Origin of the sequence: Micrococcus sp. SL257 (assembly GCF_026625585.1) — a bacterium.
GTDB lineage: Bacteria > Actinomycetota > Actinomycetes > Actinomycetales > Micrococcaceae > Micrococcus > Micrococcus luteus.
Genome location: NZ_CP113053.1, coordinates 2,275,698 through 2,295,022 on the forward strand (window position 1 = coordinate 2,275,698; position 19,325 = coordinate 2,295,022).

At 73.7% G+C, this 19,325-nt stretch carries 16 protein-coding genes; 11 read left to right on the plus strand and 5 right to left on the minus strand.

Annotated features, from left to right (window positions below; all coding sequences use genetic code 11):
- Positions 1–23 precede the first annotated feature (23 nt).
- Positions 24–1,460, plus strand: a complete 1,437-nt coding sequence (locus tag OVA32_RS10560) for an MFS transporter (RefSeq protein ID WP_203552588.1) — start codon at positions 24–26, stop codon at positions 1,458–1,460.
- A gap of 116 nt (positions 1,461–1,576) precedes the next feature.
- Here the strand turns inward: OVA32_RS10560 and OVA32_RS10565 are convergent, their stop codons facing one another.
- Positions 1,577–3,016, minus strand: a complete 1,440-nt coding sequence (locus tag OVA32_RS10565; protein WP_044659713.1) for an NAD(P)H-quinone dehydrogenase — start codon at positions 3,014–3,016, stop codon at positions 1,577–1,579.
- Positions 3,017–3,080: 64 nt separating this feature from the next.
- Here OVA32_RS10565 and OVA32_RS10570 point away from each other — a divergent pair, with 64 nt between their 5' ends.
- From OVA32_RS10570 to OVA32_RS10595, 6 genes are all read left to right on the plus strand, one after another.
- Positions 3,081–3,926, plus strand: coding sequence for a purine-nucleoside phosphorylase (locus tag OVA32_RS10570; protein ID WP_044659714.1), 846 nt, complete (start codon positions 3,081–3,083; stop codon positions 3,924–3,926).
- Positions 3,926–5,656, plus strand: a complete 1,731-nt coding sequence (locus OVA32_RS10575; RefSeq protein WP_044659715.1) for a phospho-sugar mutase — start codon at positions 3,926–3,928, stop codon at positions 5,654–5,656. Before OVA32_RS10570 ends, OVA32_RS10575 begins: the two co-directional genes overlap by 1 nt.
- 20 nt (positions 5,657–5,676) lie before the next feature.
- The gene (gene deoC, locus OVA32_RS10580) at positions 5,677–6,366 is read left to right on the plus strand and encodes a deoxyribose-phosphate aldolase (RefSeq protein ID WP_036317356.1); all 690 of its coding nucleotides are present in this window, start codon (positions 5,677–5,679) and stop codon (positions 6,364–6,366) included.
- A gap of 58 nt (positions 6,367–6,424) precedes the next feature.
- Positions 6,425–6,730 (plus strand): hypothetical protein, encoded by a 306-nt coding sequence (locus tag OVA32_RS10585; RefSeq protein ID WP_170747772.1) that lies wholly within the window; start codon positions 6,425–6,427, stop codon positions 6,728–6,730.
- 78 nt (positions 6,731–6,808) lie between these two features.
- Positions 6,809–7,876, plus strand: coding sequence for an acyltransferase family protein (locus OVA32_RS10590; protein WP_267714388.1), 1,068 nt, complete (start codon positions 6,809–6,811; stop codon positions 7,874–7,876).
- The gene (locus OVA32_RS10595) at positions 7,873–8,811 is read left to right on the plus strand and encodes a low molecular weight phosphatase family protein (RefSeq protein ID WP_210079204.1); all 939 of its coding nucleotides are present in this window, start codon (positions 7,873–7,875) and stop codon (positions 8,809–8,811) included. Before OVA32_RS10590 ends, OVA32_RS10595 begins: the two co-directional genes overlap by 4 nt.
- A gap of 10 nt (positions 8,812–8,821) precedes the next feature.
- Here the strand turns inward: OVA32_RS10595 and OVA32_RS10600 are convergent, their stop codons facing one another.
- A complete protein-coding gene (locus tag OVA32_RS10600; RefSeq protein WP_267714392.1) occupies positions 8,822–10,156 on the minus strand; it encodes an O-antigen ligase family protein in 1,335 nt (444 codons plus the stop codon).
- 126 nt (positions 10,157–10,282) lie between these two features.
- Between OVA32_RS10600 and OVA32_RS10605 the strand changes: the two genes are divergently transcribed.
- A complete protein-coding gene (locus tag OVA32_RS10605; RefSeq protein ID WP_267714394.1) occupies positions 10,283–11,674 on the plus strand; it encodes a polysaccharide biosynthesis tyrosine autokinase in 1,392 nt (463 codons plus the stop codon).
- A gap of 108 nt (positions 11,675–11,782) precedes the next feature.
- Here the strand turns inward: OVA32_RS10605 and OVA32_RS10610 are convergent, their stop codons facing one another.
- Positions 11,783–12,343 (minus strand): hypothetical protein, encoded by a 561-nt coding sequence (locus OVA32_RS10610; protein WP_267714398.1) that lies wholly within the window; start codon positions 12,341–12,343, stop codon positions 11,783–11,785.
- A 304-nt stretch (positions 12,344–12,647) separates the two neighbouring features.
- On the opposite strand from OVA32_RS10610, the gene OVA32_RS10615 reads away from it, so the two are divergent.
- Entirely contained in the window at positions 12,648–13,535 is an 888-nt protein-coding gene (locus OVA32_RS10615) for a nucleotidyltransferase family protein (protein ID WP_101965783.1), read from the plus strand.
- Positions 13,525–13,857: a PqqD family protein gene (locus OVA32_RS10620; protein ID WP_267714404.1), complete on the plus strand. Its 333-nt coding sequence runs from the start codon at positions 13,525–13,527 to the stop codon at positions 13,855–13,857. Before OVA32_RS10615 ends, OVA32_RS10620 begins: the two co-directional genes overlap by 11 nt.
- A gap of 6 nt (positions 13,858–13,863) precedes the next feature.
- Here OVA32_RS10620 and mfd read toward each other — a convergent pair whose 3' ends face one another.
- A complete protein-coding gene (gene mfd, locus OVA32_RS10625) occupies positions 13,864–17,520 on the minus strand; it encodes a transcription-repair coupling factor (RefSeq protein ID WP_267714406.1) in 3,657 nt (1,218 codons plus the stop codon).
- Positions 17,517–18,575: a MauE/DoxX family redox-associated membrane protein gene (locus tag OVA32_RS10630; protein WP_267714408.1), complete on the minus strand. Its 1,059-nt coding sequence runs from the start codon at positions 18,573–18,575 to the stop codon at positions 17,517–17,519. Before OVA32_RS10630 ends, mfd begins: the two co-directional genes overlap by 4 nt.
- 184 nt (positions 18,576–18,759) lie before the next feature.
- On the opposite strand from OVA32_RS10630, the gene OVA32_RS10635 reads away from it, so the two are divergent.
- Positions 18,760–19,287: a DUF2505 domain-containing protein gene (locus tag OVA32_RS10635; RefSeq protein WP_267714410.1), complete on the plus strand. Its 528-nt coding sequence runs from the start codon at positions 18,760–18,762 to the stop codon at positions 19,285–19,287.
- The last annotated feature ends 38 nt before the right edge of the window (positions 19,288–19,325 follow it).

Here is a 19,325-nt window from a genome sequence, read left to right on the forward strand (position 1 = left end):
GCCCGTCATACCAGGGAGACACCATGTCCCACTCCACCCCGCCCGCGAACCCGGGCGCCCCCACCGATCTCACGTCGGACGCGGTCGCCACTGCGGAGGAGGTGCCCCGCTCGCGGGTCATCATCGCCTCCCTCGTGGGCACCTCGATCGAGTTCTACGACTTCTACATCTACGCCACGGCCGCCGTCTCGGTGTTCCCGCTGATCTTCTTCGCGGGCGGCGACGACAACACGGCCCTGCTGGCCTCCATGGCCACCTTCGGCGCGGCGTTCGTCGCCCGGCCGCTGGGCGCCGTCGTCTTCGGCCACCTGGGCGATCGCGTGGGCCGCAAGACCACGCTCATCGGCTCGCTGCTGACCATGGGCATCGCGACGTTCCTCATCGGCCTGCTGCCCACGTACTACCAGATCGGCCTGTGGGCGCCGGCCATGCTGACGCTGCTGCGCTTCTTCCAGGGCCTGGGGCTCGGCGGCGAATGGTCCGGCGCCGCCCTGCTGGCCACCGAGTACGCCAAGGACGGCAAGCGCGCGCAGGCGGCCATGTGGCCGCAGCTCGGCGCGCCGATCGGCTTCCTGCTGGCCAACGGCCTGTTCCTCGCGCTGGTGCTCGGCTTCGACCACGACTCCACGAGCCCGGTGCTCGACGGCCCGTTCCTCACGTGGGTGTGGCGCGTGCCGTTCCTGCTCTCGATCGTGATGGTGGCCGTGGGCCTCTACGTCCGCGTCAAGCTCGAGGAGACCCCGGTCTTCCAGCGCGCCCTCGACCGCGACCAGCGTGTGAAGGCGCCGCTGGGCGAGGTGTTCCGCCGCAACTGGTGGGAGCTGATCCTGGGCACCTTCGTCATGTACGCCACCTACGTGCTCTTCTACCTGATGACCACGTGGATCCTCTCCTACGCGATCGGCAAGCCGGCCAACGGCTTCCTGGGTGTCCCCTACGCCGAGTTCCTCGTGCTGCAGCTGGTCGGCATCCTGTTCTTCGCGGCGTTCGTGCCGGTCTCCGGCCTGCTGGCGGACCGCTTCGGCCGCCGCCCCACCCTGATCGTGATCTCGGTGCTCATGGTGGTGTTCGGCCTCTCGTTCGGCCTGTGGCTCGCGCCGGCGAACATGGGCGTGGGTGCGGAGCTGAACGTGCCGCTGATGCTGGCGTTCCTGGCCACCGGCATGACGCTCATGGGCCTGACCTTCGGGCCGATGTCCGCGGTGCTGCCTGAGCTGTTCCCCACGAACACCCGATACACCGGCTCCGGCATCGCGTACAACGTGTCCTCGATCCTCGGCGCGGCGCTGACCCCGTTCATCGCAGCCTGGCTGGTGCAGAAGTTCGATGTCGCCTACGTCGGCTACTACCTGGCCGCCGCCTCGGCGATCACCGTCATCGCGCTGGCCCTCTCCCCCGAGACCCGACACACGGACCTCGACACCGTCACCTCGGCCCGCGAGCGTCGCGCCGCACGCTGACCCCGCCCGGTTCCCCGCCCGGGGCCCCCGCCCGCACTGTCGAACGTGACATCGGGGGAATGGACGCTTTCGGTCGTGAGATAGGGCCTATCTCACGACCGAAAGTCGTCTCTGGGTCAGATGCGCACGTGCAGGCGGCGCGCCGCCTCCGCGATCGACCCGGACATGGACGGGTACACGGTGAAGGTGTCCGCGAGGTCGTCCACGTGCAGCTTGTGCGTGACCGCGAGCGCGAGCGCGTAGATCAGCTCGGAGGCGCGCGGCGAGACCACCACGCCGCCGATCACGGTGCCGGAGCCCTGACGGGCGAAGATCTTCACGAACCCCTCCTCCGCGCCGGACATCTTGGCGCGGGGGTTGGTGTGGAAGTCCAGTCGCAGCACGTCCGCCTGGTACTGGCCGGAGTCCACCTGCGCCTGCGAGACGCCCACGGTGGCGATCTCCGGCGAGGTGAAGATGTTCGAGGCCAGCAGGTGCGGGCGCAGCGGCTTGAGGGCGTCGCCGAGCAGGTGGGCCACGGCGATGCGCCCCTGCATGGCCGCCACCGAGGCGAGGGCGAGCTTGCCCGTGCAGTCGCCCGCCGCGTAGATGCTCGGCACGGACGTGCGGGAGACGCCGTCCACGAGCACGTGGCCGGAGCCGGTCAGCTTCACGCCCACGTCGTCGAGGCCGAGGCCCGCCGTGTTCGGCACGCCGCCGACGGCCACCAGCGCGTGGGAGCCCTCGATCGACGGGGTGTCCTCGGCGCCCTCGCCGGAGAGGTGCACGCGCACGCCGGTCTCGGTCCGCTCGACGGACTCGGCCCGGGAGCGGGAGACCACCCTGAGGCCGTTGCCCTCGAAGACCTTCTCGAGCAGCTCGGCGGCGTCGGCGTCCTCGCCGGGGAGCACGCGGTCGCGCGAGGAGACGAGGGTGACCTTGGCGCCGAGGCGGTTGTAGGCCGAGGCGAACTCGGCGCCGGTGACGCCGGAGCCCACGACGATCAGGTGCTCGGGAAGCTCCTTGAGGTTGTAGACCTGCTTCCAGTTGAAGATCCGCTCGCCGTCCGGGACGGCGGTGGGCAGCTCGCGGGGGCTCGCGCCGACGGCCACGAGGATCGCGTCCGAGGTGATGATCTCGGGCTCGGCGCCGGCGTCGGCGTCGTCGAGGGCGCGGACGGACACCTCGTGGGGGCCGACGACGCGGCCCACGCCGTCGATCACCCGGACGCCGACCCGCTCGAGGCCCGCGCGGATGTCCGAGGACTGCTCGTGGGCCAGGTTCAGGATGCGGTGGCCGACCCGGCCCATGTCCGCGTGGACGTCGCCCCCGCCGAGGTCGACGCCCAGGTCAACGGAGGCGCCCACGCGGCGCATCGAGTCGGCGGCGGCGATCAGCGTCTTGGAGGGGACCACGTCCGTGAGGACGGCCGCGCCGCCCAACCCCTGGCGCTCGACCAGGGTCACGCGGGCGCCCAGCTTCGCGGCCACCATGGCGGCCTCGTAGCCGCCGGGGCCGCCGCCGATGATGGTCAGGGACGGGATGAAGGTGCTGTTTTCCTCGCTCACGGGCTCCATTGTGTCCGCCGCGGACGGGAAAGTCCTAGCCCGCGCTCACGGGACACCGCCTAGACTCCACGACGTGACCGACCAGACCAGCATCCCCTCCCCCGACTCCCCCTTGACCGGCGACCATCCGGGCTTCGCCGAGGCCCGCGCGGCCGCCGACACCATCGCCCGGGCGACGGGCGTGGCGGAGCACCGCGTCGCCGTCGTCCTCGGCTCCGGCTGGGGCGAGGCCGCCGGCCTGATCGGCGACGAGGTCGCCGCCGTGCCGCTGGCCGAGGTGCCCGGCTTCCACGCCCCGAAGGTGCCCGGCCACAACGCGGTGATCCGCTCGGTCCGACTGCCGGACGGCACGCACGCCCTCGTCTTCGGCTCGCGCACGCACTTCTATGAGTCCCGCGACGCCCAGGCCGTGGCGCACACCGTCCGCACCGCCGCCGCCGCCGGGGCGCGCACCGTGGTGCTGACCAACGGCTGCGGCGGCCTGGACCCGGAGATCGCCCCGGGCACCCCCGTCCTGATCGCGGACCACATCAACCTCACCGGCGCCACCCCGCTCGTCGGCGCCACGTTCGTGGACCTGACCGACCTCTACTCCCCGCGGCTGCGCGCGATCGCCCGTGAGGTGGACCCGTCCCTGCGCGAGGGCGTGTACGTCCAGTTCGCCGGCCCGCAGTACGAGACCCCCGCCGAGGTGCGGATGGCGCGCACCCTCGGCGGCGACCTCGTCGGCATGTCCACGGCACTGGACGCGATCGCGGCCCGTCACGCCGGGCTGGAGGTGTTCGGCATCTCGCTGGTGACCAACCTCGGCGCCGGCATCTCGGAGACGCCGCTGTCCCACGCCGAGGTCGTCGAGGCCGGCCAGGCCGCCGGCCCGCGCATCGCGCGTCTGCTCGCGGACATCGTGGGGCGGCTCTGATGCCCGCGCATCCCCCGCACGACGACGTCGCCGCGCTCCCGGAGGACGTCCTCGCCCGGGCTGAGCGGTGGGCGGCGGAGGACCCCGACCCCGCGCACCGGGACACCCTGCGCGCCGAGCTCGACGCGGCCGCCGGCGTCGGCCCGGAGGCCGCGGCCGCCCGGGCGGTGCTCGCCGCGCGCTTCGCCGGGCCGCTCGCCTTCGGCACCGCCGGCCTGCGCGCCGAGGAGGGCCCGGGCGAGTCCCGCATGAACCGGCTCGTGGTGCGCCGTACCGCGGCGGGTCTGGCCGCCCACCTGTGGGACGGCGTCGGACGGGACGCTGCCCCGCCGCTGGCCGTCGTCGGGTACGACGCGCGGCGCGGTTCGGCCGCCTTCGCCGCGGACACGGCCGCCGTCCTGACGGCCGCGGGCGTGCAGACCGTCCTGCTGCCGGACCCGCTGCCGACGCCGGTGCTCGCCTTCGCGGTGCGCCATCTCAGCGCGGACGCGGGCGTGATGGTCACGGCCAGCCACAACCCGCCCGCGGACAACGGCTACAAGGTCTACCTCGGCGGGCGGCTCACGGACGAGGCGGGTCGCGGGGCGCAGATCGTCTCCCCCGCGGACGCGGAGATCGCCGCCCGCATCGACCACGCGGCGTGGGCCGCGGACATCCCGCTCGCCGACGACGGCTGGACCGTGGCCGGGCCGGACCTGCTGGAGGCCTACCGCGCGGCGGCCCTCGGCGTGCTCGACGACGACCGGCACGGCCACCGCGACCTGCGCGTGGTCTACACGCCCCTGCACGGGGTGGGCGGCGCCGTGGTCCCGGGCCTGCTCGAGGACGCCGGCTTCGGCCCCGTCCACGTGGTGGCCGAGCAGGCCGCCCCGGACCCGGCCTTCCCCACGGTCGCGTTCCCCAACCCGGAGGAGCCGGGGGCGATGGACCTCGCCCTCGCCCTGGCCGCCGAGGTGGACGCGGACCTGGTGATCGCCAACGACCCCGACGCCGACCGCCTGGCCCTGGCCGCGCCCGTCACCGACGCGGACGGTGCCCGCACGTGGCGGATGCTCTCGGGCGACGCCGTCGGGACGCTGCTGGGCGCGCACGCGATGCCGGCCCTGCACGCGGCCGGCCGCAGCGCCGCGAACTCCGTGGTCTCCTCCCCGCAGCTGGCCGCCCTGGCGGAGGCGAACGGGGTGAGGCACCACGTCACGCTGACCGGCTTCAAGTGGATCTCCCGCGCCCCGGACCTCGGCTTCGGCTACGAGGAGGCCCTCGGCTACTGCGTGGACCCGGACATGGTGCGGGACAAGGACGGCATCACGGCCGCCCTCATGGCCGCGGAGCTGGCCGCCGCCCTCACAGCGCAGGGACGCGGCCTGACGGACGCCCTGGCCGACGTCGACGCGGTCACCGGCGCCATGCCCAGCGCCCAGGTCTCGGTCCGCGTGGCGGACCTGTCCCTGATCGCCCGCACCATGACGGCCCTGCGTCAGCAGGCGCCGGCCACGCTCGCGGGGGAACCGGTCACCGTGCGCCGGGACCTGGCCGCCGGCGGGGACGGGCTGCCGCCGACGGACGCACTGCTGTTCGCCACCGACTCCGGCACCCGCGTCCTCGTGCGCCCCTCCGGCACCGAGCCGAAGCTCAAGTGCTACCTCGGCACCCGGGACGCCGACCCGGCCGCGGCCGCCGAGCGGCTCGAGGCGCTGCGCGCCGAGGTGACGGCCCTCGTGGGCGGCTGAGCCTCGGTAGGCTGGCGGACATGACCGTCTCCCTCACCACCGCCGAGCTGGCGAAGTACATCGACGCGACCGCCCTGAAGGCCGACACCTCGGAGGCGGACGTGCGCCGCCTCGTGGCCGAGTCCCGCGAGGCCGGGGTCAAGAGCGTCTGCATCAACCCCGTGTGGGTGCCGCTGGTGGCCGCCGAGCTCGCGGGCTCGGACGTGCTGACCTGCACCGTGATCGGCTTCCCCCTCGGCGCCAACGCCTCGGAGGTCAAGGCCTTCGAGGCCCGGCAGGCGATCGACGCCGGCGCGGACGAGGTGGACATGGTCCTCGACGTCGCCGCGGCCCGCGCCGGGGACCGCGACCGGCTCGTCGCGGACGTCCGCGCCGTGGCCGAGGCCGCGCACGCGGACGGCCCCGCAGGCGACGGCGGGGCGCTGCTCAAGGTGATCGTGGAGACCGCCCTGCTGGACGACGACGCGATCGTCCTGGCCTGCGAGGCCGCGGTCGAGGCCGGGGCGGACTTCGTGAAGACCTCCACGGGCTTCTCCACCGCGGGCGCCACCGTCGAGCACGTCGCGCTGATGCGCCGCACCGTGGGCGAAGGCATCGGCGTGAAGGCCTCCGGCGGGGTGCGCACCCGCGCAGACGCCCTGGCGATGATCGAGGCCGGTGCCACCCGGATCGGGGCCAGCTCCGCGCTTGCTATCCTGGGATCCGACTGACTCGCATCACTTCGGCCGGGCGTCCGCCCCGGCCGGGACCGCACCGAAGGAGCATCACGTGATCCGCAACGGCAAGGCTATCGACCACTCCAACGTGGGCGGCGTCTGGGGTTCCCTGATCGCCTTCATCGTCGCCTTCGGCGCGTTCCTCGGCTGCCTCTACGCCATGGGCTTCTGGTCGCTCGAGTCGGTCTGGATCCCCGGCCTGATCGCGCTGGCCCTGGCCACCGTGGCCTTCATGATCCCCCAGACGTTCCTGGGCCGCAGCGACACCGTGGACACCACCGCCATCCACACCCGTCCCGTCGTCGAGCACGCCGCCTCCGGCGCCCACGCCGTCGAGACCGGCGCCGCGCACCGCTGAGCCGTCCCGGAGCCGAGGATCGCTGACACCGGTCGTCCGGCCGCCGCGCGCCGAAGGGCGTCCACCCGCAACACGGGGGTGGACGCCCTTCGGCTTGTCTCCATCGCGGCGGTGGTGCTGGGTCACGCGTACCTGACGGACCTCACCTTCAGCCGGTACCTGGAGATCTGGCGGATGCCGCTGTTCTTCTTCCTCACCGGCTACTTCTGGACGCGCGGCCGCCCCTGGGCCACGGACGTGCGGGGCCGCTTCCGGAGCCTGATGGTGCCGTACCTGGTGTGGGCGGCGCTCATGTCCGTGGCCGCGTTCGCGTGGTTCGCCGACGACCCCGACCTCCTGAGGCGCCTGATGATCACCGGCTGGTACGGGGGCGCGGACCAGGAGCCCCCGTGGTGGGCGTTCTGGTTCATCTCCGTCCTGTTCTTCACCACGGTGCTGCGCCGATTCCTCGAGCGCTTCCCGTCCGCCGTCGCCTGGGCGGTGGGCCTGGCCGGGCTGGCGTGGGCCCACCTCGTGCCGGACTCCGCGATCGCCCGCACGCCGCTGGGCGTCGGGCTGGCCCTGCCGTGCCTGCTGTTCGTCCTCAGCGGCGAGATGTTCCGCCGCCACGTCCAGCCGCACGTGCGGCGCCATCGGACGCTCATCGGCGTCGGCCTGGTGCTGCTCGGGCTGGTCGCGGTCCAGCTGGGCCTGGAGGCGCCCAACATCAAGTTCGGCGGCTTCGGCACGCCGGTGCTCACCCCCGTCGTGGGCGTCCTGATGTCCGCGGGGATGGTGCTCGTGTTCGGTTCCACGGTGGAGAGACTGCTGCGCTCCTTCGCCCGACGCACCGGGACGGGTCAAGCCCTGCGCCGCGTCATCACCGCCCTGGTCCGGACGGGCACGGTGGTGGTGCTGCTGCACGGCTGGGTGCTGATGTGGGTCACGCGCCACGGTGTGGAGGACAACGCCGCCAAGTTCGCCCTCGCGCTCGCCCTCAGCTGGCTGGCAGGCCTCGCCCTGCTCGCCACCCCCCTGTCCAAGCCGTTCACGGGGGCGCGCCGCCGCTGGCACCCGGTGCACCGCCTGCGACACGTGGAGCCCCCGCACCCCGTCACGTCCGCGCTGCCGCGCGTCCCGACCGCCTCGGAGAGGACACACCCATGAGCAGGGATCATCGCCCCCCGATCCGCAATCCGTTCCTGCCGCCGACGCCGGAGGAGCCCGAGGTACCGACCCGCGACGGCGGCCACCCGGCGGGTGACGGCGGTGACGCCGGCGCCCCGGCGGCCGCCACGGCGCGGGAGGATCGCCTCGCCGAGTTCCGGCTCGGCCCGGCGTTCCTCCCCCACCCGGCCGACCCCGCCGCGCCGCGGCAGCATGCGACGCCGGCCGAGCGCGCGGTGGCTCCCGCGACCGCCGCGGCCGCTGAGCCGGCCTCGCCCGCCTCACCGGCCGACCGTGTCCCCGGCCCCCTGCCGAGCGCCCGCGTCCTCGTCGTGTGCACGGGCAACATCTGCCGCTCCGCCTACGTGGAGTACGCGCTGCAGGCGCAGCTCAACGCCCTGCTCGGCGACCGGGGCCGCGCGGTGGTCACGAGCGCGGGCACGGAACCGAACCAGGCGCTGACCGTCCCCGGCCCGCTGCTCGACCTCGCGCCGAGCCGCCGAGTCCGCGCCGCGTTGACGCAGCATCGACCGCAGCAGCTGACCGGGCGTTCGCTGGCGGACCAGGACCTCGTCCTGACCGCGACGGACGACCACCTGGACGAGGTGCTGCGTGAGGACCCCGCGGCGGTGCGCCGGACCTTCACGATCCTCGGCATGGGCACCCTCCTGCGCGACCACGGCGAGGAGCTCGCCGCGGCGGTCCCTCCGGGCGCGGGCGTCAGCGCGCTCGTCACGGCGCTGGCCGAGCTGCGCTCCCGCCTGATCGCCCACGGGGAGCGGCCGGACGCGGATCTGCCGGACCCGTTCCGCGGCCCCGCCGAGGGCTACGCCGCCATGGCGCAGACCGCGCAGCCGATCGTCGAGCTGCTGGCGTGGGAGATCGCCCGGGCCCTCGACGGGGACCTCGTGGAGGAGGAGCCGGCGGGGGCCTGACCGGCCGGCGTCAGAGTTCGGGGACGGCGTGCCCGCCGGAGGACGGGGCGTGCTGCCCCCGGCGCGCCGCGGCCAGCACTCGCCGGCGGCGCCGCTCGAGCACCTCGCTCTCGAGCGGGGCGTCCCGCTCGTCGAGCCAGAGGGTCACTCCGGCGGCGACGACGAGCATGCTCGGGATCGTGATGAACACCTCGCCCAGCTGCGTCGCGGAGACGAACACGACGACGGCCGCCGCCTCCACCGCCACGCGCGAGGGGGTGCGCAGCCGGGCGCTGAACAGGCGCAGCCCGAAGAACGCGTACGCGCCGAGGACGGCGAGGAGGAGCACGACGCCGCCCTCGGTGTAGAGGCCCGCGTAGGAGTTGTGGTAGTGCCACGTGGCGCCGCCGAAGTCCACGTACGCCGTGGTGAGGCCCCGGCCGTGCCACGGCGTCTCCGCGACGCGCACGGCCGTCTCGGCCTGGATGTTCGAGCGCAGCCAGTCCGTGCCGGTGCGGTCCGCGAAGAAGGCGATGCGGGCCAGGTTCTCCTCAGCGAACGCGACCGCCCAGGCGAGGACCGCCAGCAGGACCAGGCGCAGACCCGCCCCCATCCGCGGCGTCAGCCAGAGCCACAGGACGGCGCAGGCGAAGCCCGCCATGGAGGTGCGGGAGCCCGTGAGGAAGACGCACACCGCGGCGGCGACGAGCAGGATCAGCTTCCACCGCCGCGTCCGCACGAGGGCGAGCGCCAGGACCGGCATGGCCGCGTAGTAGAGGCCCGCCACGTTCTTGTCCGCGAGGACGCCGGTCAGGAAGCTGCCGTAGGGCGCGGGCACGAGGCCGGCGTAGAAGAGGGGCACGTTCAGGGCCATGGCGGCGCCGAGCCCGACGGCCAGCGAGCGCAGGCTGAGCCGGCCGCCGGCGATGCAGCCGACGAGCCCGACGAGGGCCGCCATCCGCACCCACCGGCGCAGCCACTCCAGGTCCGGGATGCCCTGGGACACGGAGACGATCGGGAGGAACAGCAGCACGGCGGCGGCGAGCACGGCGCTCAACCCGAGGGCGGAGACATCGCGGCGGGACCGTCGGCACAGCGCCAGGGCCAGCAGCAGGAGCATGCCCGCCTCGTTCAGCGGGAGCGCCACGGGGCCGAGGGGGAGGCTGAACGCCTCCATGGCCAGGAGGGCACCGAGCAGCAGTTCGGGGATGCGCAGGGGCTCGCGGGTGACGACGGCGTCCTGGTCGGCCGACCACGCAGAGGTGCCGCGGGCGGCGGCGCGGGCGTGCTTCTCGCGCTCCGCCTGCAGGGCCACGTAGCGGGGGTCGGAGTGCCGCGGTCCGTGCGCGCCGTGCCCCACCGTCATGACCGCTCCTCCGTCGCCCTGCCGGGGCGCGTCTCCGCCCCACGCCCAGCGTAGACGAGTGCGGCAGAACGGGCTGTCCCGCTTGTTAGAGTGAGCTGAGTCGCTGCCCTTCGATCCTGGGATCCCATGAACATCATCGATTTCCTCCGTGTGCTGCGTGCGAACCGCCTGGTGATCCTGGGGTGCGCCGCCCTGGGCCTGGCGTTGGGCCTGCTCTACTCGCTGCTGCAGCCCACGCTGTACACCGCGACCTCGACCGCGTTCGTCACGGTGGAGGGGGAGGCGAGCATCTCCGGCACCGAGACCGCCCAGACCCGCGCCCAGTCCTACATCCCGCTGATCAACAGCCGCACGGTGCGCGAGCGGATCGCGGCCGAGGGCTTGGACACCGCCGGCGCGACCATGAGCGCCGCCCTGGTGCCGAACTCGAACCTCATCACGGTGTCCGCCGTGGCCCCCGACGCGCAGCAGGCCGCCGCGCTGGCCAACGGGGCGCTCGTGGCGACCGCCGACGTGGCGAACGAGCTCGATCCGACGTCCAACGTCAAGGTCACGGCCATGGAGGACGCCCTCGTGCCGGCCACGCCCTCGAGCCCGGACCGCGTCCGCCACCTGCTGTACGGCCTGGGCGCAGGCCTCGTCCTCGGCCTGATCGTCGCCCTCCTGCGGCGGCTGCTGGACGTCAACGTGCGGACGACCACGGACGCCCAGGTGGCGGGCGGGGCCGGCCTGCTCGGCGCCATCCCCCTGGACCCCAGCATGAAGGCGGACCGCACGGCGCCGATGGCGCCCCTCTCCCCCCGCGCGTCGGAGGCGGTGCGCCAGCTGCGCACCAACCTGCGGTTCGCTGCGGTGGACGACCCACCCCGCACCATCGCGTTCACCAGCTCCAACCCCGGCGAGGGCAAGTCGACGGTGATCGGCAACCTGGCCCTGACCGTGGCGGCCACCGGCCAGCCGGTGATCCTCATCGACGCCGACCTGCGTCGCCCCCGCCAGGCCCTGCAGTTCGGCGTCGACGGCCGCGTGGGCCTGTCCGAGGTCCTCAACGGGGACGTCGCCCTCCAGGACGTGCTGATCCCCGTGGGCGAGGACGGGCTGCTCCTCCTGCCTGCCGGCCGCACTCCCCCGAACCCGTCCGAACAGCTCGGCTCCGAGCGGATGAGGGACCTGCTCACCGCCCTCGCCGAGACGCATATGGTGCTCGTGGACGCCCCGCCCGTGCTGCCCGTCACGGACTCCACCCTGCTCGCCACGGCGGTGGACGGCACCGTCCTGGTGATCCGCCACGGCAAGACCCGCAAGGAGCACCTCGAGGTGGCCCGGGACATGCTCGCGGGCGTCAACGCCCGGGTGCTCGGCGTCGTGCTCAACGGCACCCCGGCCTCCGGCGTGGGCTCGGACTACTACGGCGGGGGCTACGGCGCGGACGGCGGCAGCTACGACGCCTACTACCAGGCGCCCCGGGACGCCGCCGAGGCCGCGGCCGGGACCGCGGGCGACACGTCACGACGCTGACCGCGCCCGGCCGCAGGGCCAGGTCGTCGCAATGACGACGCGGGCACGGGGATGCAGAAGGGCCCCGCCTCTGAGGAGGCGGGGCCCTTCGTGGTGGTGCTCCGACGATCAGCAGCCCGCCGTGGGCGGGGTGGTCTCGAAGCAGTTGCTGAACTCGACGACGCCGTCGTTGCAGAGATCGGCACCCTCGGGAGCGCCCTTCGGCAGGGCCAGCTGCAGCTTGCCCTCGACGCAGCCGGACTCGTTGGCCGAGTTGCCGGTGTTGTTCACCACGTAGTAGTAGGTCTTGGACTGGCCCGACTGCAGGAGCAGCGCGGGGTCCATGGCGGCCAGTCGCTTGCCTCCCCTGCACGGGTTGGCGGTGTAGAGACGCGCCTCGCCGTTTCGGGTGGTATGACCGCCGAACACCACGGTCACCGTGCCCGGGTCGACGTACACGGGGGTGGGCGACGTGTTGGTGATGGTGATGGTGAAGCCGTAGGCCTGCTTGATGCCATCGGGGTGGCCACCGCCCGGGAACTTCTCGGCGGTTCCCGTGGTCACGGCGGCGCAGCCGGTCGGGGAGGCGGCGGCGAACGGGGCGGCGGCGACGGCGGCGACGGCCGGGACCGACCACGCGATGCCGGCGGTCACCTTGCGACGGGAGAGGGTGGAGGTGTTCTTCTGCATGGCTTCACTCGTTTCGAGTCGAGGTGTGGCTTTCGCGCCCGAACGGGGTCACGCGAGTGGACGGAGCACCGCGGGATACTCGGTGAGCATCGGCTGTGGAACTCTCCAGCTGAGTGTAGATGGGCCGCACAGCTCATTGCCAGCCCTCTCGCACATTCCTGGCGGGCGCGCCGCGTCGTGGCTCCCGGGACCATGCGGATCTCCTGCCACCGGTCCATGAATTCACCCGAAGTTCAACCTCGCCCAACAACGTATCAAGCACAGTCGACGACGGCCCTCCTTTCGCTCGACTAAGCTCGCGGCCATGGGGGAACATGCGACGGGACAGCGACCGGCCGCCCCGCCGTCCCTGGACCTCGAGGTCCGCGTCCGCCTCGCTCACGCCCGCATCACGCATCTGCTGGACCGGGCCGGCATCCGCGGCCTGCATCTCAAGGGCTACGCCACCGAGCCCGGCGTCTACCCCGACCACCGCCGCAGTTCGGACGTGGACCTGCTGGTCCCTCCGGCCGATGCCGACGCCGTCATCGCACTCCTGGGCTCCCACGGCTGGGAACCGGTCGCCACCTTCTCTCAGGGGTCGATCTTCCAGCACGCGGCCACGCTCTGGCATGACCAGCTGGGGTACGTGGACGTGCATCGGCTCTTCCCCGGCCTCGGCGCGTCCCCCGAGGCGGCCTTCGACGCCCTGTGGAGCGAGCACATCCACCTCGTGATCGCCGGCCGGTCTGTCCCGGTGCCGAGCCCGCGCCATCAGCGGCTCGTCGTGATCGTCCACGCGGCCCGCGACCCGTTCCGCGGTGGCCTCGACGTCCGGCACATCCGGGAGTCCCTCCCCGCCGAGAGCTGGGCCGCCCTGCGCGAAGAAGCCCACCGGCTGGACGCGGGTGCGGCCTGGCACGTCGCCACGGGCGAGGCCGCCGACGGCGCCGACACCCGGCAGCTGACCCTCTTCGCGGCGCTGCACGAGAGCCAGAGCGGTCTCGAACTGTTCCGCACCCGGTGGCAGTCCGCCGCCACGGTGCGGGAGCGGGCCGCCCTCGTGGCGCGCACGATCCCGGTGAACCGCCCCCATCTGCAGATGCGCCTGGGCCGGCCGGTCACCCGCGCGGACCTGTGGCGCGAGCAGGGCGCCCGGCTCGGCGCGCTCGCCGGCTGGGCCTGGACGAAGGCGGTGCGCCGTGACCGTTGAGACCACCGAGGGCTGGGCCCTCGCCCCCGACATCGCGTGGGCCCGCACCGCCGGCGGCCAGGCCGCCGTCATGACGCTCGAGGCCGGTCAGCCGCTGCTGTTGGGCGCCTCGGGCGACGTGATCTGGGACGTCCTCGTGGGCGGCCGCACCCCGGAGGACGACCTGGTCGCGGATCCGCCGGTGCCGCTGTCGACGACGGACGTCACGGTCCAGGTGGCGGAGGCGTTCGGCCTCGCCCCCGCCGACGTCGCGGCCGACGTCCACGCGTTCCTCGAGATGCTCGAGGCGCACGGCGTCCTCGTCCGCATGACGACGGCCTGACCTGTCTCAGCCCTCCGGCGCGAAGATCGCGTCGACCACCTGCTGCGCCCACTCGAGCAGCGGGACGTCCACGAGATCCTGGCCCATGACCGGCTTGGTCTTGGGCCGCGGGATGAGGACGCCGTTCAGGGCCGGCTTGACCTGGGCGCCCTTGTACATGCGGGTCAGGCGCATCTGACGGGACTCCGGCAGGTCCGCGGCGGGGCCGAACTTCACGTTCTGCCCCAGCAGCATCACCTCGGTGACGCCCGCGGCCCGGGCCCGGTTGCGGAACCGGGCGACGGCGACGAGCGCCTCCACCGGCTCCGGCAGCGGGCCGTAGCGGTCCTTGAGCTCCTCCACCACGGCGTCCACGGCGGCGTCGTCCGCGGCCTGGGCGAGGTTGCGGTACATCTCCAGGCGCAGCCGCTCCCCCGGCACGTAGTCGTGCGGCAGATGGGCGTTGACCGGCAGCTCCACCTTCACCTCGGCGGGCGCGGTGTCCTCCTCGCCCTTGAAGTCGGCCACGGCCTCGCCCACCATCCGCAGATACAGGTCGAAGCCCACGCCGGCGATGTGGCCGGACTGCTCCCCGCCGAGCAGGTTGCCGGCGCCGCGGATCTCGAGGTCCTTCATGGCCAGCTGCATGCCCGCGCCGAGCTCGTTGTGGGTGGCCACGGCCTTGAGGCGTTCGAGGGCCACCTCGCCGAGGGGCTTCTGCGGGTCGTACAGGAAGTACGCGTACGCCCGCTCGCGGCCACGGCCCACGCGGCCGCGCAGCTGGTGCAGCTGGGAGAGGCCGTAGCGGTGGGCGTCCTCCACGATCAGGGTGTTGGCGTTGGCGATGTCCAGGCCGGTCTCGATGATCGTGGTGGAGACGAGCACGTCGAACTTCCGCTCCCAGAAGTCCACCATGATCTGCTCGAGCCGGGCCTCGCTCATCTTGCCGTGGGCGACGGCGATCCGGGCCTCCGGCACCAGCTCGGCGATGCGCTTGGCCACCTTGTCGATGGTGGTGACGCGGTTGTGCACGTAGAACACCTGGCCCTCGCGCATCAGCTCGCGGCGGATGGCCGCGGTGACCTGCTGGTCCGAGTACGGGCCCACCGAGGTGAGCACGGGGTGGCGCTCCTCCGGGGCGGTGGCCAGCGTGGAGGTCTCGCGGATGCCGGTGAGGGACATCTCGAGGGTGCGCGGGATGGGCGTGGCGGACATGGCGAGCACGTCCACGTTGGTGCGCAGCTTCTTCAGCGCCTCCTTGTGCTCGACGCCGAAGCGCTGCTCCTCGTCCACGATCACCAGGCCCAGGTCCTTGAACTGCACCTGGTCGGAGAGCAGCCGGTGGGTGCCGATCACCACGTCCACCTCGCCGTGCGCGAGCCCCTCGACGACCTCCTTGGACTCCTTGGCGGTCTGGAACCGGGAGAGCGCGGCCACCTTGACGGGGAAGCCGGCGAACCGGTCGGAGAACGTCTGGTGGTGCTGACGGGCGAGCAGCGTCGTCGGGACGAGCACGGCCACCTGCTTGCCGTCCTGCACCGCCTTGAACGCGGCGCGCACGGCCACCTCGGTCTTGCCGAAGCCGACGTCGCCGGAGACGAGCCGGTCCATGGGGACGGCCGCCTCCATGTCCTTCTTGACGTCCTCGATGGTGGTCAGCTGGTCCGGCGTCTCGATGAACGGGAACGCCTCCTCCAGCTCGCCCTGCCACGGGGTGTCCGGGGCGAACGCGTGGCCGCGCGAGGCCATGCGGGCCGAGTACAGGCGGATGAGCTCGCCGGCGATCTCGCGGGTGGCGCGCTTGGCCTTGGACTTGGTCTGCGCCCAGTCCGAGCCGCCCATCTTGGACAGCGACGGCGTCTCCCCGCCCACGTAGGAGGAGATCAGGTCGAGCTGGTCGGTGGGCACGAACAGCCGGTCGCCGGGGGCGCCGCGCTTCGAGGGCGCATACTCGAGCACGAGGTACTCGCGGTAGGACTCCTCGGCGCCGGGGGCGGTGCGCGGGCCGCCGGTGACCTTGCGGCGCTGCAGCTCCACGAAGCGGGCGATGCCATGCTGGGAGTGCACCACGTGGTCGCCGGGCTGCAGGGTCAGCGGGTCGACGGCGTTGCGCCGCTTCCGGGCCAGCCGCGCCCCGGGGGCGCGCGTGCCCGCGGTGCGGTGCCGGCCGAAGAGGTCGTGCTCCGTGATCAGGGCGATCTGCGCGTCCGGGATCGTGAAGCCGGAGCCGACGGGCGCCGTCGCGATGGAGACCCGCCCCGGGGCGAGGTCGGCGGGCAGGGGCCCGTCCACCACGGAGGCCGTGAGGCCGGCCTCCGCGTTGAGCTCGGCGAGACGTCGGGCGGAGCCGGGGCCGTCGGTGAGGACCACGGCATGCCACCCTTCCGCGAGCCGGACGCGGGTGTGCGCGACCATGGCCTCGATGTCGCCCGAGAAGGTCTGCGGGACGCCGAGGGTGGCGCGCAGGGTGGCGGCGTCGGGCAGCAGCTCATCGTCCGAGACCAGCGCGGTGACGGACCAGAACCCCTGGTCCTGCTCGAGCGCGGCCGCGCGGAGTTCGGCCACCGTGAGGAACCCGCCCGCGGCGGACTGGTCCGCCCCGGCCACGTCCACCGGGGCGACCGCGCCCTGCGCGGCGCCGGCCCACGCGGCCTGGAGGAACTCCTCATTGGTGGCCAGCAGGTCGTCGGCGCGGCCGCGCAGGCGCTCGGGCTCCACGAGGACGGTCAGCGAGCCGGTGGGCAGCATGCGGGGCAGCGACGTCATGGCCTCGGCCAGCAGCGGGGAGAGGGACTCCATGCCCTCCACGGCCACGCCCTCGGCGATGCGGTCCAGCATGTCCGCGGCGGCGGGCATGGCCGGGATCAGCTCTTTGGCGCGCCGGCGCACGTGGTCCGTGATGAGCAGCTCGCGGCACGGGGGCGCGTACAGCTCGGAGGGGTGGCCCGAGCCGTCCTCCGTGGTGTCCTCGAGGGAGCGCTGGTCCGCCACGGAGAACCAGCGCATCTGCTCCACCTCGTCGCCGAAGAACTCGATGCGCACGGGGTAGTCCTCGGTGGGCGGGAACACGTCGATCAGCCCGCCGCGCACGGCGAACTCGCCGCGTCGGCTGACCATGTCCACGCGCGAGTAGGCGGCGTCCGCGAGCGCGGCCACCACGCCGTTGAAGTCCCGCTCCTCCCCCGTCCGCAGGGTCACCGGGCTCAGCTCACCGAGCCCGGCCACGAGGGGCTGCAGCACGGCGCGCACGGGGGCGACGACGACGCGCAGCGGGCCCTCCGCGTGCTCCTCCGGGTGGGCGAGGCGGCGCAGCACGGCCAGGCGGGCGCCCACGGTGTCCGAGCGCGGGGACAGGCGCTCGTGGGGCAGCGTCTCCCAGGACGGGAACAGCGCGGCGGCACCGGCGGGGGCCCAGGCGGCGAGGTCGGTCACGAGGTCCTCGGCCTCGCGGGTGGTCGCGGTGACCACGAGGACGGCGGCGCGCTCGCCGTGGCCCTCGGCCAGCGCCTCGGCCAGGACGGTCAGCAGGGGCGCGCGGGCGCCGTCGGGCAGGCCGATCTCCAGTTCGACGCCCCGGGCCTCGAGCGGCCGGGCGGCGGAGGCGGCGGCCGCCTCGAGCGCGCGTTCGGCGCGCAGGCGCGGCAGCAGCGGGGCGAGGACGGGGGTGGTCTCAGGAACGCTCATGCGCGGACCTCCGGGGTGGCGGTGGAGCCGTCCGTGGCGGCGGGCAGTTCGGTGGTCATGATCTCCCGGATCTCTTCGAGGAAGGCGAGGACGTCGTCGGCGCCGCCCACCGGGCCGCCGGCGGTGAGCCGGTCCGTGCCGAGCAGCACCGCGGTGGGGAACGAGTGCAGGCCGAGGGCCCGCGAGGCGGCGCCGGCCGGGTCGGCGAGCACGAGCGACGCGTCGACGGCGCCGCTGTGGATCGCCCCCTCGGCGCCGGGGGCGTGCTGGGGCATGAGGACCCGCAGCCGGACCGGCCCGAGCGCGTCCTTGAACTCGTCCAGCCGCTCGATCACCCGCGCGCAGGAGCCGCACCCCGTGGACAGGCGCAGGGCCACCACGGCCCCGTCCGTGACCAGCCGGTGCAGACCGGTGTACTCGCCGTCCGCGACCACGACGGCGTCCGGGAACGGGTGGCGTTCGGGTTCGGCACCGTCGGCCGGGTCGACGGCGGCCTCAGCCTCGGGCGTCGCCGGGGCGGCGTCGGGCGCGGCCGGGACGGACTCGCGCCCGGCCAGGAACGCGGCGGTCGCGAGCAGCACGGACACGAGCAGAGCCCACGCCCACGCCCCGGCGCCGAAGGCGGTGAGCGGCTGCCAGGCCAGGCCCGCGCCGTGCACCGCCAGCGAGACGATCCCCTCGGCCAGGGCCAGGACGGCGAGGGCCAGGAAGACGACGTTGCGGACCACGGTGGTGCGGGAGATCGGGGCGGCCGAGGTCTCGCCGAAGCAGCCGCACGAGACGCCGTCGTCCTGGGCCCGGACCACGAGCGCGAGGAAGGCGGCGAAGAGGGCCACGGCCACCAGGCCGACGACGGGACGCAGCAGGGTGAAGGGCTGCAGGAGGGCGACGGCGAGCAGCAGCTCGAGCCAGGGGAACGCGCGCGCCAGGGCGGGGGCCGCGAACGGGCGGGGCACCCTGAGTCGGGTGAACGTGGCCTGCACGTCCTCGCCGGAACGGAGCTTCGCCGTCCCGCTCAGGAGCATGATGAGGGCCACGGCCCAGAGTGCCGACATGGCGGACACACCTTCCAGGGGGTTCACGAGGGGTCGCGCGGCCGGTCCCGGCACCGTGCACGGGACCCGGGTCGCGGAGGCCAGCATATAAGGTGAGGAATGGACGCCCATCGCCGTCGGCGAACCGGTGCCGGCCCTCTCACGGCCCGCCGGGCGCGGTCCGACTTGACCCCGAGGAGACACCGTGGCCTTTTCCGCCCAGCAGCCCATCCCGCACCCGCCGTCGGCCGTGGCAGCCGCCCTGGCGTCCGAGGACTTCCACCGTTCCGTGGTCGAGTCCTTCGGCGGCTCCCTGGTCTCGTTCTCCGTGGAGGGCTCCCCGGAGGGCGCGATGACCGTGACCGCTGTGCGCTCCCTGCCCGCGGACCGCATCCCGGACCGTGTCCCGGACATGGCCCGCAAGCTCATCGGCTCCGCCCTCCAGGTGGAGCAGGTGGAGCGGTGGGACGCGCCCGCCGCGGACGGCTCCCGCACCGGCACCACCACCATCACCGTGCCCTCCGCCAAGTCTACGGCGGACGGCGCCCTCCGCCTGACCGCCGCTGGTGAGGGATCCCAGTTCTCCGTGGACGGCACCCTCGTCTGCCGGATCCCGCTGGTGGGCTCGAAGCTCGCGGCGAAGGCCGAGCCGATGGTCGGCAAGGTCGTCAATCACCAGGCCCGGGCGCTGTCCTCGTGGCTCGAGCGTGACGGCGGAGCCGCACACAGTTGATCTCGTTCGCCCGTCGTCCGGTCCCGACGCGTCCGGCT